Annotated in this window: 20 protein-coding genes; 7 read left to right on the top strand and 13 right to left on the bottom strand. The window is 33.3% G+C overall.

Going from position 1 to position 15,858, the window contains the following annotated elements:
- Positions 1 to 9: 9 nt before the first annotated feature.
- The 6 genes from ACWPVO_RS00920 to ACWPVO_RS00895 all read right to left on the bottom strand — a co-directional run bounded on the left by ACWPVO_RS00920 (position 10) and on the right by ACWPVO_RS00895 (position 5,572).
- Complete coding sequence (locus ACWPVO_RS00920) at positions 10 to 231, bottom strand: DUF3784 domain-containing protein (RefSeq protein WP_454205936.1); 222 nt, start codon at positions 229 to 231, stop codon at positions 10 to 12.
- Between the two features lie 278 nt (positions 232 to 509).
- Positions 510 to 2,321, bottom strand: a complete 1,812-nt coding sequence (locus tag ACWPVO_RS00915) for an ABC transporter permease (RefSeq protein WP_454205934.1) — start codon at positions 2,319 to 2,321, stop codon at positions 510 to 512.
- Positions 2,305 to 3,000 (bottom strand): ABC transporter ATP-binding protein, encoded by a 696-nt coding sequence (locus ACWPVO_RS00910; RefSeq protein ID WP_454205932.1) that lies wholly within the window; start codon positions 2,998 to 3,000, stop codon positions 2,305 to 2,307. Before ACWPVO_RS00910 ends, ACWPVO_RS00915 begins: the two co-directional genes overlap by 17 nt.
- A 69-nt stretch (positions 3,001 to 3,069) precedes the next feature.
- Positions 3,070 to 4,110, bottom strand: coding sequence for a sensor histidine kinase (locus ACWPVO_RS00905; RefSeq protein WP_454205930.1), 1,041 nt, complete (start codon positions 4,108 to 4,110; stop codon positions 3,070 to 3,072).
- 8 nt (positions 4,111 to 4,118) lie between these two features.
- Entirely contained in the window at positions 4,119 to 4,799 is a 681-nt protein-coding gene (locus ACWPVO_RS00900; RefSeq protein ID WP_454205928.1) for a response regulator transcription factor, read from the bottom strand.
- A 119-nt stretch (positions 4,800 to 4,918) separates the two neighbouring features.
- Positions 4,919 to 5,572, bottom strand: a complete 654-nt coding sequence (locus tag ACWPVO_RS00895; RefSeq protein ID WP_454205926.1) for a recombinase zinc beta ribbon domain-containing protein — start codon at positions 5,570 to 5,572, stop codon at positions 4,919 to 4,921.
- Between the two features lie 282 nt (positions 5,573 to 5,854).
- Here ACWPVO_RS00895 and ACWPVO_RS00890 point away from each other — a divergent pair, with 282 nt between their 5' ends.
- The 3 genes from ACWPVO_RS00890 (at position 5,855) to ACWPVO_RS00880 (ending at position 8,149) form a co-directional block, all read left to right on the top strand.
- A complete protein-coding gene (locus ACWPVO_RS00890; protein WP_454207171.1) occupies positions 5,855 to 6,730 on the top strand; it encodes an NAD(P)/FAD-dependent oxidoreductase in 876 nt (291 codons plus the stop codon).
- Between the two features lie 170 nt (positions 6,731 to 6,900).
- The gene (locus tag ACWPVO_RS00885) at positions 6,901 to 8,013 is read left to right on the top strand and encodes a sodium ion-translocating decarboxylase subunit beta (RefSeq protein ID WP_454205924.1); all 1,113 of its coding nucleotides are present in this window, start codon (positions 6,901 to 6,903) and stop codon (positions 8,011 to 8,013) included.
- Positions 8,014 to 8,023: 10 nt separating this feature from the next.
- Entirely contained in the window at positions 8,024 to 8,149 is a 126-nt protein-coding gene (locus ACWPVO_RS00880) for an OadG-related small transporter subunit (protein ID WP_005957244.1), read from the top strand.
- 70 nt (positions 8,150 to 8,219) lie between these two features.
- On the opposite strand, the gene ACWPVO_RS00875 is transcribed toward ACWPVO_RS00880, so the two are convergent.
- The 3 genes from ACWPVO_RS00875 to rbr form a co-directional block, all read right to left on the bottom strand.
- Positions 8,220 to 8,342, bottom strand: a complete 123-nt coding sequence (locus ACWPVO_RS00875) for a hypothetical protein (protein WP_454205922.1) — start codon at positions 8,340 to 8,342, stop codon at positions 8,220 to 8,222.
- A gap of 228 nt (positions 8,343 to 8,570) precedes the next feature.
- Positions 8,571 to 8,984, bottom strand: coding sequence for a hypothetical protein (locus tag ACWPVO_RS00870; RefSeq protein WP_454205921.1), 414 nt, complete (start codon positions 8,982 to 8,984; stop codon positions 8,571 to 8,573).
- 700 nt (positions 8,985 to 9,684) lie between these two features.
- Complete coding sequence (gene rbr / locus ACWPVO_RS00865; RefSeq protein WP_250342493.1) at positions 9,685 to 10,278, bottom strand: rubrerythrin; 594 nt, start codon at positions 10,276 to 10,278, stop codon at positions 9,685 to 9,687.
- A 402-nt stretch (positions 10,279 to 10,680) separates the two neighbouring features.
- On the opposite strand from rbr, the gene tpx reads away from it, so the two are divergent.
- The 4 genes from tpx (at position 10,681) to ACWPVO_RS00845 (ending at position 12,537) form a co-directional block, all read left to right on the top strand.
- Positions 10,681 to 11,181: a thiol peroxidase gene (gene tpx / locus ACWPVO_RS00860; RefSeq protein WP_454205918.1), complete on the top strand. Its 501-nt coding sequence runs from the start codon at positions 10,681 to 10,683 to the stop codon at positions 11,179 to 11,181.
- Entirely contained in the window at positions 11,181 to 11,660 is a 480-nt protein-coding gene (rlmH, locus tag ACWPVO_RS00855; RefSeq protein ID WP_454207169.1) for a 23S rRNA (pseudouridine(1915)-N(3))-methyltransferase RlmH, read from the top strand. Before tpx ends, rlmH begins: the two co-directional genes overlap by 1 nt.
- Positions 11,661 to 11,666: 6 nt before the next feature.
- Positions 11,667 to 12,188, top strand: a complete 522-nt coding sequence (locus ACWPVO_RS00850) for a hypothetical protein (RefSeq protein WP_412277250.1) — start codon at positions 11,667 to 11,669, stop codon at positions 12,186 to 12,188.
- Between the two features lie 67 nt (positions 12,189 to 12,255).
- Positions 12,256 to 12,537 carry a DsrE family protein gene (locus ACWPVO_RS00845; RefSeq protein WP_454205915.1) on the top strand — a complete coding sequence of 94 codons (282 nt, stop codon included), beginning with the start codon at positions 12,256 to 12,258 and terminating at the stop codon, positions 12,535 to 12,537.
- A gap of 94 nt (positions 12,538 to 12,631) precedes the next feature.
- On the opposite strand, the gene ACWPVO_RS00840 is transcribed toward ACWPVO_RS00845, so the two are convergent.
- From ACWPVO_RS00840 to cls, 4 genes are all read right to left on the bottom strand, one after another.
- Positions 12,632 to 13,387 (bottom strand): ZIP family metal transporter, encoded by a 756-nt coding sequence (locus ACWPVO_RS00840; protein WP_454205913.1) that lies wholly within the window; start codon positions 13,385 to 13,387, stop codon positions 12,632 to 12,634.
- Positions 13,388 to 13,615: 228 nt separating this feature from the next.
- Positions 13,616 to 13,831: a hypothetical protein gene (locus tag ACWPVO_RS00835; protein WP_005957198.1), complete on the bottom strand. Its 216-nt coding sequence runs from the start codon at positions 13,829 to 13,831 to the stop codon at positions 13,616 to 13,618.
- A gap of 8 nt (positions 13,832 to 13,839) precedes the next feature.
- Positions 13,840 to 14,379 (bottom strand): M48 family metallopeptidase, encoded by a 540-nt coding sequence (locus ACWPVO_RS00830; protein WP_454205911.1) that lies wholly within the window; start codon positions 14,377 to 14,379, stop codon positions 13,840 to 13,842.
- 6 nt (positions 14,380 to 14,385) lie between these two features.
- A complete protein-coding gene (cls, locus tag ACWPVO_RS00825; protein ID WP_454205909.1) occupies positions 14,386 to 15,849 on the bottom strand; it encodes a cardiolipin synthase in 1,464 nt (487 codons plus the stop codon).
- Positions 15,850 to 15,858 lie beyond the last annotated feature (9 nt).

Here is a 15,858-nt window from a genome sequence, read left to right as displayed (position 1 = left end):
TTGTAGTAATTATTTTATGACAGTCACGACAATCCCAATTAAAACAAAAATAATTCCAATAATGAGCTCTATTAACCCCACCCTCTTGGCATAAGACTCTATTTTTCTTCCAGATTTAAAATCCCCTTCAAAGCCATTAATCAAATTGTATTTTTCTTTAAAAAAAATTAAATAACCAAAAATAATAAAAGCTAGTCCTACTAGGATAAGTATTATTTTTAATAAAGTCATAAAACACCTTCATCTTATTCATTAATAATATTCTAATTTATTTTTTAGAAATTAAAGCAATACATTCTGCGTGGCTTGAGTGGTCAGTGTGGATAAATTTCCAAGTTTTTCAAAAGCCTCGTTTGTGGGAATATGTTAATCAATAAACATCTTGTAATTCATTATATCATTTTAGAGTTAAGAAAAAACAGCCCATAAAAGAGCTGTTTAAATCCTCTAATTGAACTAGTTATAATACTACAAGATGAACTGCAAATATAGCTATAAGAAAGAATAATTTACAATTCATTTATATTGTCAGTTATGGACATCTTATTAATTCTTTTAATAGGTTTATATGTTGAAAGGATTACTGAAGTCAATATAAAACCTATCGAAATTATTACCGGCAAAATTGGAAACTGCCAAACAGCATAGGAAAAGTGATTTTCTATCAGTTTTGTGAAGATAATTTTATTCAGTAAAACACCAACTAATATCCCTATAAAACAACCAAAGAAACCATAGGTTGCTGATTCTACTTTAATCATTCTCTTAATTTGAAGCTTATCCATACCAACTGCACGCATCATTCCATATTGTTTTATTTTTGACGATACGCTAATGGATATACTATTGATACTATTTAATAGACTTACAAGACCGATAATTGCTATGAAACCATATACAAAAAACATAAATGCCATGTAGGTTCCTGTTGTCTTTTGATCTCTACGATCATTTATTGTATTCTTGTTCCCCATAATCTTTTGAACTTCATTTATATTTTCATCCGAAAAATTCTCATCAGTCTGTAACATGACTAAGTTATATCCATTTTCATTTGTTATCTGTTTGAATGTTTCATTTGAAGTTATTATTGTAGTTTTACCTCCAGTTTCACCATCGCTAGTAAACGGATCGTATTTCAATAATCCAGCTATTTCAAAATCTTCTCCTTTAATTTTTATTTTATCTCCAATTTTATTATTGCTATCTCTATCCCAAGTAGCTAAAACATAATGGCTATTGCCAAATACCTTCGATAAATCACTTTTTCTCTTTAGGGCTTTATCTTTTTTTAGACTTTTCAAATCAAAATCATCATATGAGATAATATCTATTTTTTCTCTACGGTTAGATTCAGATTCTAAAATTGCATTTACATCAAAAGCGCTTCTTCTACCATATACATTTTTTACTCCATCTACTTCTTTTAATTTATTCAACAAATTTGGATCAATATTATTTGAAATATCCTTACTTGTAATTTCTATATCCGCCCTGGCAGAAGATTGTGGCATTATATAATTTACAAATTGTCCGAAGACTATAAATGTTAGAAACAAGATAATACTTAATGCAAAGGAAGCTGACATTAGAAATAAATTCTTTTTATTTTCTATAGCATGATTTATTCCTAGTGATTTTTCAATATGAAAGAATCTATTATTTACTAATTGTTTATTTCCTATATTAGATTCTGTATTTCCAGAAAGAGCCGCAATTGGAGAAATCTTAGAGGCTTCTTTCGCAGGTTTTTGTGCGGCAATTAAAACACTTGCAAGTCCTACCAGAACACCTGCTAGAATACCAGTTACACTTATTGTAAAAATAGGTATGTTAGAAAATTCTTCCCCAACTATATATCTTAGTCCACCACAAAGAATCCAAGTTGAAACAACACCTATTAACGTACCAATAGGAATAGCTATTTTACACCAATTTAGTGACTCTAACCTTACAAACTTTTTAATCTGACCTTTGCTCATCCCAAGAGAGCGCATCATCCCAAAAAACTTAGTTCTTTGAGCAACACTATTATTAATACTTCCAGAAATCATTAAAGCACCAGCTACAAGTATCAAAATAAATAATAACATAGCTACAGGAATTAAAGTTTGCCCCAAGTTACTTTTTAATACATCGTTGAAACTAAAACCAGTATGCTTTAACTTCAATCTATCAATTTCCATTCGTAAGCCAATTTCAGCCATACTAAAAATTGCTGTTACCAAAAATACTGAAATAGCTATGCACATTATAGTTAAATGATTCTGTTTTTTACGAATTTTAGCTGATATTGGAATTAAACTAAGATAACTTTTCATTTGTAGCACTTCCCTGATCAACTAGTATTCCATCTGAAACTCTTAAAACTCTATCTGCTGCTTGAGCTATCGAACGGCTATGTGTAATCATAATTATAGTTTGTTCATATTTCTTTGAAGATTCTTTTAGTAAACTAATAACCTCTGAACTATTTTTAGAATCTAGGTTTCCCGTTGGTTCATCCGCTAGAATTAGAGAAGGTCTTGTTATAATTGCTCTACCTATAGCAACCCTCTGTTGCTGACCACCAGAAAGTTCACTTGGCAAGTGATTTCTTCTCTCTTGTAGTCCTAATATATTTAATAGTTCTTCAAGATACTTTCTATCTGGTTTCTTGTAATCCAATAAAACTGGAAAGATTATGTTTTGTTCCACAGTTAACTCTGGAATCAAATTAAATCCCTGAAAAACAAAACCTATATTTCTGCGACGAAATACTGTAAGCTCGCTATCTTTCATTGAAAACAAATCTTTATTATTAATAATAACCTTACCTTCAGTAGGAGTATCTAGCGCACCTATTATATTCAGTAGGGTACTTTTCCCAGAACCTGACTCTCCTACTATAGCTATATATTCTCCTTTATCTACAGAAAATTTAATATCTTTTAAAGCATGCACTGCATTGTTGCCTTTTCCATATATTTTAGAAACAGATTTAACTTCTAATAAACTCATAAAACACCTCGATCTTATTCTATTTATTAAAGAATAACACTCCATTCCTACAATTAAATTACTAAAATCCTACAATTTTGTAGGATTTCTAAAAGTTAATATAAAAGTAGTCCCATAACCTAATTCACTAGAAACTTCAATTGTGCCTCCATGTCCTTCGATGATAGACTTTGCTAAGGGTAGTCCTAAGCCTATCCCCTGCGAATCCGTTAAATGTCTACTTCTATAGAAACGCTTGAAAATATGATAAAGATCATCCTCATGTATACCAAAGCCATTATCAGTAATTTTTATCTGTAAAATCGACGAGAATTGCTCCCATTCAATTTTAATTACATCACCGCTTTTAGTATGGTCAAAAGCGTTTTTGACAATATTATTTATTGCTTCCAATAGCCAATCTCTATCACAAATAAGATTTATTTTTTCATCTCCAGAAACTTGTAGATGTTTTTTTTCACTTTTTGCACGGTATGTAAAGTAGAGTTCTACATCTTTAATCATTGCATACACATTTTCATTCAATTTTTCAAGAACAATCACACCTGCATCAAACTTAGCTAACTTCAAAAGGTTTTGTATTAATGTATTCATTCGATTAAGCTCATGGTCTGACGCTTCACATAAATCTTTAATTGGATAATCTTTATCAACCTCATTAAAAATAAGTTCATTATATATGTTTAAAGCTGCTAATGGTGTCTTTAGTTGATGAGATATATCAGATATAGTATCTCTTAGAAATTTCTTCTCTTTCGTTTCATTCTTAGCTCGGGCATTTAATATTGAAGCCATCTGATTTATGGAGTTAAATAACCTGTAAATTGTCCCTTCTTTGTCAGAATCAATCTGAACATTATGATTGCCTTCAAGATACATATTGATTTGTGCTTCTGCATTTTCTATAATTTCTTCTTGGCGTTTTAAATAAAGATAAAATATACCTAGTGTAAACATAGTAAAAATAAGACTTATAAAAATTAAAGGAACAGAAATAGTTTTAAATTGTCTCCAAATAAATATTTGCACCAATAAAGCATATAAAAAACTAACAATAAATATATATTTGAAATATCTTTTATTGTTTTCATCTGAAAATACTGACATCATTGTTTACCTCAACAAGAAACGTTCCACTTATATCCCAGACCTCTAATAGTTTGTATCATTTTGGGATGGCTAGGATTGTCTTCAATTTTCACTCTAAGTCTGCGAATATATACAGTTACGGAATTATTGTCTATATAATTATCATTAATATCCCATAATTTCTCTAAAATTCGATCTTTAGATAGGACAATATCAGGATTTTTCACGAATAAACAAAGCAGTTTATATTCACCACTCGTTAGATCTAAAGTGTGACCATTTTTATAAGCAACACTTTCTGATAAATGAATTTTTATACCATTTGATTCGATATTTTGGTTATTATATTTTTCTGTTCTCCTAAGAAGTGCATTTATTCTTGAAATTAAAATACTCAATTTAAATGGCTTAGTTATATAGTCATCTCCACCAATATCCAAACCCATAATTACACTTGTTTCTTCATCAGAAGCTGTTAGAAAAATAATAGGTACATCGGAATTTTCTCTTACTTTTCTACAAAATTCAAATCCTGAGCCATCAGGAAGAGATACATCTAAAATTAATAATTCATATTCATTTTTCGCCCATAAATCTAAAGCTTCACTTATTGTTCTAGCTATATCAGCATTAAACCCTTGCTTCTTAAAAGAAAATGACAAACCATAAATAAGACTATGATCATCTTCTAATAGTAATAACCTGCTCATATAAAATCTCCTAAAATACTCGATTTATTTCATTTAATACGTCATAAGTACTCAAATACACCTATTTTTATTATAACTCTATTACCAATATAAGTAAAAATAGATCCTTCACGGATCCGCTACTTGTCAATAAGAATCTCAATTCCAGACTTGAATATTACTTTAAGCATTTCATCATAAACCACTATCTTATCCACTAGTTTCCTTACCAATTCTTCATCATAGCTTTCTATTTCTAATTCTTGATTGTCTAAAAACTCTTCTAATTCCTTTACCCTGCTTTGTTCATTTTTTTCTTCCGCCATAGTTAGGAGTATCTTTTCTTTTTCATTCCTTAACTCTTCCACCTTATCTGCAAGGTCTGTGTAGTCTTTCTTGGCATTAGCTACTTTTAAAAGCTCTTCTTGAACCTTCATCATTTCTTTGTCTATTTCCTCTATTCTACTACTTTCATCACCTGTGATGGCTTTTTCTATATTCTCTTTTATTATTTCTTTTAATTCACTACTTTCAGAAATAAGCTGATTGATGGCTTCCACAACTGCTTCTTGTATGTCTTCTTCTTTAATAGTCCTAGCACGGCAGGCATCTGGCCCATGGGTTACTCTTGTACAACATCGCCAAACTGTATATTTTTTCCCTCTGTTATTCCATGCTATTCTCCTGTAAATATCTCCACATTTAGAGCAATAGACAATACTTGAAAGGGCGTATTTACTCGAATAAATTCTTCTTTTCCCTTTGCCACTTACCATATTAGCTCGTCTGTACATTTCTTCTCCAACTCACATGAAGATTTCTTTAGGTATAATGGCTTCGTGACTATTTTCTACATAATAATGAGGCGCAACGCCATCATTTTTTACTTCTTTCTTTTTGATTTATCATTCAAAAGTGTCTAACTTATTGTTGCAATTTATAACTCATAGAAGTAAATTAGCTATCGATCTATCTTGTGAAATTTATCTTTCACTTTTTCTTCCCCCCTCTTATTGACAATGAATTTATTAAGTGCTATAACACCATTGTAATATTGACACAAGGGAGGTTTTAATATTAAAGATTTAATTATAATTGGAGCTGGACCTGCTGGTGTTTCTGCTGCTCTTTATGCACAATCCAGGGGCCTCGACTTGACAATATTTGAAAAAGATAAGATTGGTGGTTTAATTGGAAATGTTTCTAAAGTTAGCCACTACACTTCTGTTATAGTTGATGAAGACGGAGAAAGTTTTAGAAAGAGATTAGAGGATCAAATCAAGGCCTATAAGCTTGATTTAAAATACGAAGAGGTCCTTAACTTGAAAAAAGATGGCGATGTCTTTATCGTCAAGACAAATAAAGACACTTACGAAGCTAAGAAAGTTATTGTAGCTTCTGGCTCTAGTCCAAAGGAATTGGATTTAAAAATTGAAAATTATAAGATTTCTCACTGGGCTAAGGGCTCTGAAGAAATGGTTAAGGGCAAGCTTGTAATAGTCAACGGTGGTTCTGATGGTGCAGCTAAGGAAGCTATTTATCTTTCCAAGTTCGCAAAGGAAGTTCACATCGTGCAAAACCAAGATAAGCTCTTATGTATTCACGAGTTCAAAAAGCAAATCGAAGAATCTAATAATATTGTAGTCCACACTTCTTCCTCTTTGGAAGCTGTAACTTGTAAGGATGGTCTTATTGAATCTGCCAAGCTTTCCAATGGATGCGAGATTACTTCCAAGGATGGACTTGAAATTTTTGCTATGATTGGTCAACATCCAAATACACGTTTTATTGACTTAGATGTACCAAAGAATGAACTTGGCTTTGTTGATTCTGATGTCGTAAGCAAAATTGATAATTTATTTTTTGCAGGTGACTTAAGAGTCAAGGCAGTTAGACAAGTTGCCACTGCTGTAAATGATGGAGCTCTTGCAGGCATTGGAGCAAGTAAGTAGTTTTAACTTTTGTTTAAACTCAACTGCTTGCATCTCACTAACAAGCTTCAAAAATTTTATAAGTAGCAAAAGAAAGCTCACACTTGTGGGCTTTTTTATTTTGCATAAATTGAATATTTTTAGTCTTTGTGTTATATTACTTTTCATGTTAAAAACAATTAGGAGGTAAAATGGATATACTTTTAGAAGGGATTTTAAATCTCGAAGTTAAACACTTAATTATGTTTATCATTGGCGGAGTTTTAATTTATCTTGCCATTGATAAGGAATACGAACCTTCTCTTCTTCTGCCTATTGGTTTTGGTGCAATTATTTCTAATATTCCACTATCATCAGCTGTTGGAGATGGGGGCTTCTTGACAATACTCTATAAGGCAGGGATTGCCACAGAGCTTTTCCCAGTTTTAATCTTTATTGGAGTTGGTGCAATGATCGACTTTAAACCACTTATTGCATCGCCTTTCATGCTCTTCTTTGGAGCAGCGGCTCAATTTGGAATTTTTGCCACAATGCTCTTTGCTATTTCAACTGGCAAGTTCTCACTTCCTGAAGCAGCGTCAATTGGTATAATTGGTGCAGCCGACGGCCCAACTTCAATTTATGTTGCAAAGGTCTTTGCTCCAAATTATCTTGGACCAATATCTGTAGCTGCCTATTCTTATATGTCTCTTGTGCCAATTATTCAGCCACCCGTTATCAAACTCTTAACAACTTCTAAGGAAAGAAAAATAAGAATGAAGTACACTACTGTTCACGTTCCAAGAAAGGTTGAAATATTATTCCCAATTGTAATCACAGTTATTGCTGGAATAATAGCACCTATGTCTGTGTCCCTTATTGGAGCCTTGATGTTTGGTAACTTAATAAGAGTTTGTGGCGTTCTTGAAAGACTTTCTATCTCTGCACAAAACGAACTTTCAAACCTAGTTACAATTTTGCTTGGGATAACAATTGGTGGAACCATGTCTGCCGATGCCTTTTTAAATGTCAACACTCTTATGATTCTTGCCATGGGACTTGTTGCCTTTATCTTTGACACAGCAGGTGGCGTTCTATTTGCAAAGTTCTTAAACTTATTCTTAAAGAACAAAGTCAATCCAATGATTGGCGCAGCAGGTATCTCAGCCTTCCCTATGTCTGGTAGAGTTGTACAAACTATGGCAGCTAAGGAAGACCCAACGAACTTTATTCTTATGCAAGCCATGTCTGCTAACGTTGCAGGACAACTTGGCTCAGTGGTTGCTGGTTCAATGATTTTGGCTCTTGTGCCAATGTTTATGTAGGGGTGATAGGATGGACATGAATGTATTTATGCAAGGTGTAGAAGTAGCAGTTTGGGGACTAGCTGGTGTTTTTGCTGTCCTAATACTCTTCTACCTATCAACTAAACTTATGCTAAAAGTTTTTAAGGAAAAATAAGTTTGATTTTAAAAAAAGTGATGTGCAAGATAGGTAAATCTATTCTACACATCACTTTTTTTGTTAAAATTTATTTTTCAATTCTTTCATCATTTTTATCATTTTTTGATTTTTCTAAATTATCAAGTTTTTCCAACATAGTATTTAACTTTTCATTAAGAATGACAAAAACAATTACAATAAAAATGTACATAGAAATAATTAAATCAGAATTGCCTCCGCTAAAATTCTGTCCTATTATAAGTACTAATATGAAGTTTAAGAACACATATAAACATGTTTTTAATATATATTTCATATATCTACCTCACAAAAATATAAACTTTTTCAATTAATAGAAAAAATATTTTGTAACTAAATAAAATTTTGCATACTTAAAGGCTATCATAGAAATTATTTTTCCTCAACAGTTTTTGTTTGCTTATTTTTTCTCTTCCCCAATAAAGGAATAGGTCCTTCCCCTTTCTTCAAAAACTAAGTTTGGAACAGGGTCCTTGCCCTTCTCAGTTTTCATACCATAGCCAGCAATGGAAGTTTCTTCAAAGTCATCAAATTTCATTATAACTTGGTAACCTCTTTCAACCTTTTTTAATTCATAAGTTCCAGTAAAGTCTATGGCATTATTCCTATCAGTCATGACAAAATTTTTATCGTCAAATTTTATAGCCACGTCGTTACTTAACTTTTCTCCGTCATTTGTATTTATCATACTTTCTAGAGTCCACTTGATGTTACTAATTTTCTTATCTGGAAGATCTTGGTCCTTTCCTGTGCAGGCCGTAAAAATTATTCCTGCCATAAAAATTAAAAATAAAAATTTTAAAATTTTTTTCATGTCTACCTCCTTGTATAATAAACACATAGTAATTAGTGTTCTTTTTTCTTTTTACTATATGATAAGCATAGGCTTGTGGGTTGGTTCGTCCTCTATAGCTTTGACTATTTTATTTAGGTTCCAACCACAGTTCTATGTTTATTTGTTTATGAGTTAGATAAGACTAGACCTTTTATTTCACAGAAGGATAGGATACATAATTTTTGAGAATACCACAGCCAATTTTTATTAAGGATGTGATTTTTATGTTTTTGTTGGTATCGACCTTGCTAAGGATAAGCATGATTGTTTTGTCTTTAATTCTGATGTTGAAGTTTTTAAGGATAACTTCACTTTTTCTAAGGATTTAGATTGGTTTAATCTTCTACTATCTACTATACCATATCCTTCTGAAAATTTAAAAGTGTGATTTGAAGCTACTGGACACTATAGTTTTAACTTAAACAATTTTCTTGTGAGCTGAAATTGGTGACATCAATAAATTTGATACTCCTGGTCAGCTTCAAGCTTTTGCAGGTTAAGATCCTGCTACTCATCAATCTGGTAAGTTTGTTGCTAAAGATGTCTCTTCATATTAACCTCCATTTTCTTTAGTAAGCTATAGTATAGTTAAAGATTTTTAAGTTTACAATTTAGTAAAAAAAACCTGGCCTATATGCTAGGTCAGGTTTCTATACTTTTATATTTTATTTCTAATGTTTTATTTTACTAGGCCTATTGCCATAAAGAAGCCTTGTGGGTGTTTACATGCTGGACATGCTTTTGGAGCTTCTTCGCCTTCAAAGATATATCCGCAGTTTAGGCATTTCCAAATTGTTACTTCATCTTTTTTAAACATTTCTCCTGCTTCTAGAGTGTCTAGAAGGGTTTTGTATCTGTCTCTGTGGTGTTCTTCTACTTCGCCTATTTCTGTAAATGATTTTGCTATATCGTCAAAGCCTTCTTCTTTTGCAACTTTTGCAAATTCTGGATACATAGATTCAGCTTCGCCATTTTCACCATCAATAGCTCCTTTAAGGGCAAGTTTTGTGTCCTTATAAACTACTGGAAAGGCTGTATAGTCAGGGTTTAGTTCAATAGCTTCATTTTCAAATTCGTCTTTTAAGTACTTATAAAGTGCGTTTGCGTGAGCTCTTTCGTTTAAAGCTGTTTCTTCAAAAACTTTTGCTATGTGCTTGTAGCCTTCTTTGTCAGCAATTTTTTGAGATAGAGTGTATCTTTGAACTGCTTGAGATTCTCCTGCAAAGGCTGTTATTAAGTTACTTGCTGTTTTTGTTCCTTTTAATTTTTTCATTTTACTTACCTCTTTCTTTTTTTTGGATATACTTCCAATATATTATATATATAACCCTTTACAAATGGCTTAAACACTGGATTTCGTGATAATAATTATCAATTGGTCGCGACTTTAAATTAATTCTAAATTTATTCCTCATAATTAAAACTTTATTATTTTCTTTCCTAATTAATTTAGGCTTGTTTGTTATGCTTATTTTTATTTAATTGTCTTTTGATTTTTACTCATTTTACTGTTGACTTCATATAGTTAGTCTAATTTATTACTTTAATTCGCAAAATTTTTCTCACTTATATTTAGGCAAATTGGTATTTTATTGCAATCACTTGTTAATAATCGGGATAATTGGATATAATTATAGTGTAAATTAAAACAAAAATAATTTTAGGAGGAATTGAAATGGATATAACATTTGGCGGAAATAAAGTAAATCTTGAAGGAAAAGAAATCAAAGTTGGAGACCTTGCGCCATCATTTAAGGCAGTTAAGAGGGACCTATCTGACTTTAACTCAGATGACCTTAAGGGCAAAATCGTAGTTTATTCAGTTGCACCATCTATTGACACACCAGTTTGTGCTCTTCAAGCAACTACTTTTAACGAAGAAGCTACAAAGTTATCTGACGATGTAAAAATCGTAACTGTAACAGTTGACCTTCCTTTCGCACAAGAAAGATTCTGTTCAGTTAAGGGAATCGAAAACGCAGACATTGTTTCTGACTATAAATACAAGGAATTTGGTAAAAAATTCGGCTTCATGATTGAAGAATTCCAACTACTTGCTCGTGGAGTTGTAATTGTTGATAGAGACGGAAAAGTTGCTTACGTTGAATATGTTCCTGAAGTAACTCACGACGTTAACTTTGACAAGGCTCTTGAAGAAGTTAAAAAATTAAAATGATCAACATTAATTTAATTGTACTTGGCAAGATCAAGGAAAATTATTTTAAGGATGCCATAAATGAGTACAAAAAAATGCTTAAGTCTTACGCAGATTTAAGCATTTTTGAAATTATGGACGAACCCTGTCCCGAAAATTTGTCAGACAAGGACATGGAGAAGGTAAAAAATGTGGAAGGCGAAAAAATCCTCTCCAAGATAAAGGATGGTGCCTATGTAATTGCCCTTGAGATTGGTGGAAAGAGCCTAGACTCAGTGGCCTTTGCGGATAAAATCAATGACCTTATGATCGACGGCCACTCCAACATAACTTTTGTAATTGGTGGAAGTCTTGGACTATCTCAAGAAGTTTTATCTAGGGCTGACTACAAGCTCAGCTTCTCCAAGATGACCTTCCCCCACAAGCTTATGCGAGTGATTTTAATGGAACAAATCTACAGGGCTTTTAGGATAATTAACAACCACCCCTACCACAAGTGAGGTCTTATGAAATTAAATTTATTAAATCAAGTTTTTTCCTTTCATGACTTTAGACTCGTGAATATAGAAAATCTTTCCGACAAGATTCTTTTATTTTTTGACCAAGGTCTTTATTTTGAAAATACACCTGAGGGTCAAGTTGACTATATGATGACAAATCCAAAGCTACTACTTTATAAAAATGAAATAAGCTTTACCAAAGAAGAACTTGGAGAATTTACCGGAAATTTAATTCATTCCTTTGACCCTGACTTTTATAAAGAGGGTGAACTAGAAGAACTTAATGATGACTTTTACAATGGAGTGGAAATAAATCTCTATAAGGATGGAACTTACAAAAGAATTTCCATTAATGAACTTTTAAGGCTTGATTTTGAAATAATAAATGAGTCCTTTGGCTATGCCTACATGAGATTTTCTGGAATAGTCACAGGTTTTGAGGATGCAAACGACTGGCAAGATGCTTCAATAGAAATTTTTTACAACAATGAGGCAGAACTCATCTACGATTCAATAGAAAAATTATAAGGAGAATATTCTGGAAAAAATACTTTTTTATGTAATGGAAGGCGAGAAGATGTGCTTTAACCATGTCATGTTAAATGCAGACTCCCTCCTAGAAGCTGGCAAGGAAGTAAAAATAATTCTTGAAGGCAAGTCTGTTAAGCTTCCAAAAGTTCTAGAAGATGAAAAAAATCCTCTTTATAAGAAACTCTTGGACTCAGGAGTTATTGTGGGCGTATGCAAGGCTTGCTCCAAGGTTCTCGGTGTCTATGAAGATAACGAAAAGCTTGGACTAAAATTTTTAGATGACATGAAGGGCCACGCTGGCATGGAAAAATATGTAAGCCAGGGCTATCAAGTCCTTGTCTTCTAATTAAAAATTATAAAAAATAAACCAGAGCATGTGAAGAAAGTTTCATTATCCTTTAGGATTTTGAAGCTTACTTCCTAGCTCTGGTTTTTTATTTCTATATAAGAGTATCTAAAAACATCATTAGGATAAATCCAAAAACTACCCCATAAGTTGCCTCCCTCTCATAGCCGTTATTGTGGGTTTCTGGTATGATCTCGTCGCTAATTACGAAGAGCATGGCTCCTCCTGCAAGGGCAAGGATGAAGCCGAGAGTTGCAGAGAAGATGGAAACAAGTCCAACTCCAAGGAAGGCTCCAATAGGTTCAACAAGTCCTGTCAAGCTTGCTATGGCAAAGGCCTTCTTGCGAGTGTAGCCTTCACGAACAAGGGCAAGGGCAACAGCAAGTCCCTCTGGCATATTTTGTAGGGAGATGCCAAGGGCAACTGAAAGACCATTTGCCACATTTTCTCCACCAAAACTTACACCAGTTGCAAGTCCTTCTGGAAAGTTGTGGATGGCAATGGCAATTACAAAGAGCCACATCTTGGATAAGTTCTTTACATTTGCTCCCTCGTGTCTATTGTCTATTAAGTGCTCGTGGGGCGCAAACTTGTCGATTAAATCAAGAAGGAGAGCCCCGAAAAAAATTCCAAGTCCCGTTGAGACAACGCCCATGGTTCCATTAGCTATCTCAAGGCTTGGTATAACAAGGGAGAAGCAAGTTGCTGCAAGCATAACTCCTGCTGCAGCTGCAAGGAGAATGTCCAGTCCCTTCTGACTCACATCCTGTGCAAAAAATATAGGGATTGCACCAACCCCTGTCATAAGTCCAGGCACCACACAGCCTAGTATAAGAAAAGTTAAATTCATTTAATCACCTTAATTCGAAATTTTACTTATTAATTATAACACAATAATAAATTTAATTTTTCGCAAAAAATAAAAGCACGAAGGTCGTGCTTTATTATTACTATTTAAATTCTTATAAAGTTGTAGATTTTTATAAAGTCATAGATTCTTATAAACTTGTATCTTTTTATAAAGTCCTGATACCTTACAAGGTCATAGTTTCTTATAAAGTCATAAATCTTTATAAGATTATAAACTGTTAACTGCTCTTCTTATTCCACCAGCTAATTCGTCAAAAAATCTTGAGACCTTGTCAAAGAGATCTCCTAGGTTAAAGTTTCTAATTCCACTGACAATAAAGTGTTTATCAATTCTTTGATTTCCAATAAAGATGGAAATGTTAAAAAGTTTCATTAGGATAAGAATTCCTGCTATTATTCCCAAAATTTTTAAAGCTTTTTTCATTTTATCACCTAGGTCTTTAATTCTCTTTCAATTTCTTCATAGTTTTCCATGTACTTCATGCACTCATTTATAAAATTCTTGTCGTGGTGAAAGAATTTTAAGTGAACTAACTCGTGAAGGACAACTGCCTCAATTTGTTCTAAGGGTCTTGCTGCCAGATAGAGATTTATTTTTATATCTCCCCTCTGTGGATAGCAGGTTCCCCATCTCACCTTCATCTTCCTTATCTCATAGGACTTGGCTGAGAGTCCTGTCAAGGCTTCGTATCTTGGAAAAATTTCATCCAAGACCTTCTGTAGCTCTCTCCTATAAATTTTTTCAAGTTCTTCCTCTGAAGTGAAGTTTACCTTTTGACCGAACAAGTGGTTCTTATAGCGTCCCCTTCTCTCATCTTCCCTCTTTAGTCTCTCAATGGCTTCCTCATTGTTTTTAATAAATTCTTTTATGGCTCTGTCGGTCATAGACCTTGGAGCAGAAACTTTTATTATCCCATCTTCGACCCTAAGTCTAAGGGACCTTATCTTCTTTTTATTTATTTCTATATCCATTATATCCTATAAGAGGGGAGATAAAAGTCTTGAAAAGGATTCACGAAGCTTAGTGAACTTTGACCTCTTGGCATAAATTTCCTTTGTTATCTCTGTGCACTCTTCAAGATCCCTCTTAAAGTCTTCCTTTAATTTTTTATTTAATTCTTCATCGTATAAGAAGGCGTTGACTTCGAAATTTAGTTCAAAGGATCTTATGTCAAAGTTTGCTGTCCCAACACTTGAAAGGTAGTCATCTGATATCATAATCTTTGTGTGAAGGAAGCCAGCTTCATATTGGTAGACGTGAGCTCCCCACTTTAAAAGTTCTCCCAAGAAGGAAAGGGATGCCCAGTGAACAAAGAGGTGGTCACGCTTGGCTGGGAACATTATGTTGACATCAACTCCACTTAGGGCTGCAACCTTTATGGCCTTTAAGAGTCCTTCATCAGGAACAAAGTAAGGAGTTTGGATGTAGAGTTCCTTCCTTGCAGAAGTTATTAATTTTTCGTAGCCATTTCTTATGGAGTCTGCCTTGGTGTCTGGTCCACTTGTGACAATATTTATGTCCACTCCATCTTCTATCTCTGGAAAAATTTCTGTCGTAAATCCCTTGGTGTGGTCTTCTGATGCAAATTTGAAGTCTAAGAAAAATCTCCAAGCAAGTCCATTGACTGCTGGACCTTCTATCCTTAGGTGGGTGTCTCTCCAATAGCCCATGGGACCCTTGGATACATATTCGTCGCCAACGTTGAAGCCGCCCACATAAGCAATTCTCTTGTCGATTACAGCAATCTTCCTGTGGTTTCTGTAGTTGATGTGGGTGTTGATCTTGTCAATAAAACCTGGGAAGAAGATGGCAAACTTAACTCCAGCTTTTTCAAGAGACTTCCTGTCCCTTAACTTCATCTTCCTAACACCCATGCCATCAACTAATAAGTAAACGTCAAGGCCTTCCTTGGCCTTTGACTTTAGTATATCCATAAATTCAGTGGAAAGTCCATCTGATTTAAAAATATAATATTGAACGTAAATTGTATGTTTAGCCTTTCTCAAGTCTTCAAAGAGGGCAGCGAATTTTTCAACTCCATCGTTAAAAATCTTTACCTTGTTGTCGGTGTAGAGCATTTCGTTTTCTGCCTTGTTGAACATCTCAACCATATCAATGTGTTTGGCAGTTCTCTTTTTTGAAAACCTAAATTCCTTGTTCTTTATCTCTCTTAATTGAGCTTTTGATTCCTTGCTTAGGATCTCGTCCTTTTTATGTTTGCCACTAAATATTTTGGATTTTGAAATGTCCTGTCCTATAAAAAGGTAGAGTACAAAACCAAGAAGGGGCAAGAAGTTAATAGCCATTACCCACAATAATGTGGATATTGGCTTCTTGTTGTCAAATAAAATTATAAAGGTGGATACTAGTAAGTTTACAATAAATAGTACTGAATAAACTTGGGCAAAGTTTTTAAGCATCCCAAAATATGCACTAAACATCTTTTACTC

It is taken from the genome of Peptoniphilus sp. Marseille-Q6390 (assembly GCF_965119475.1).
This window is presented reverse-complemented; position numbering and strand designations above follow the sequence as displayed.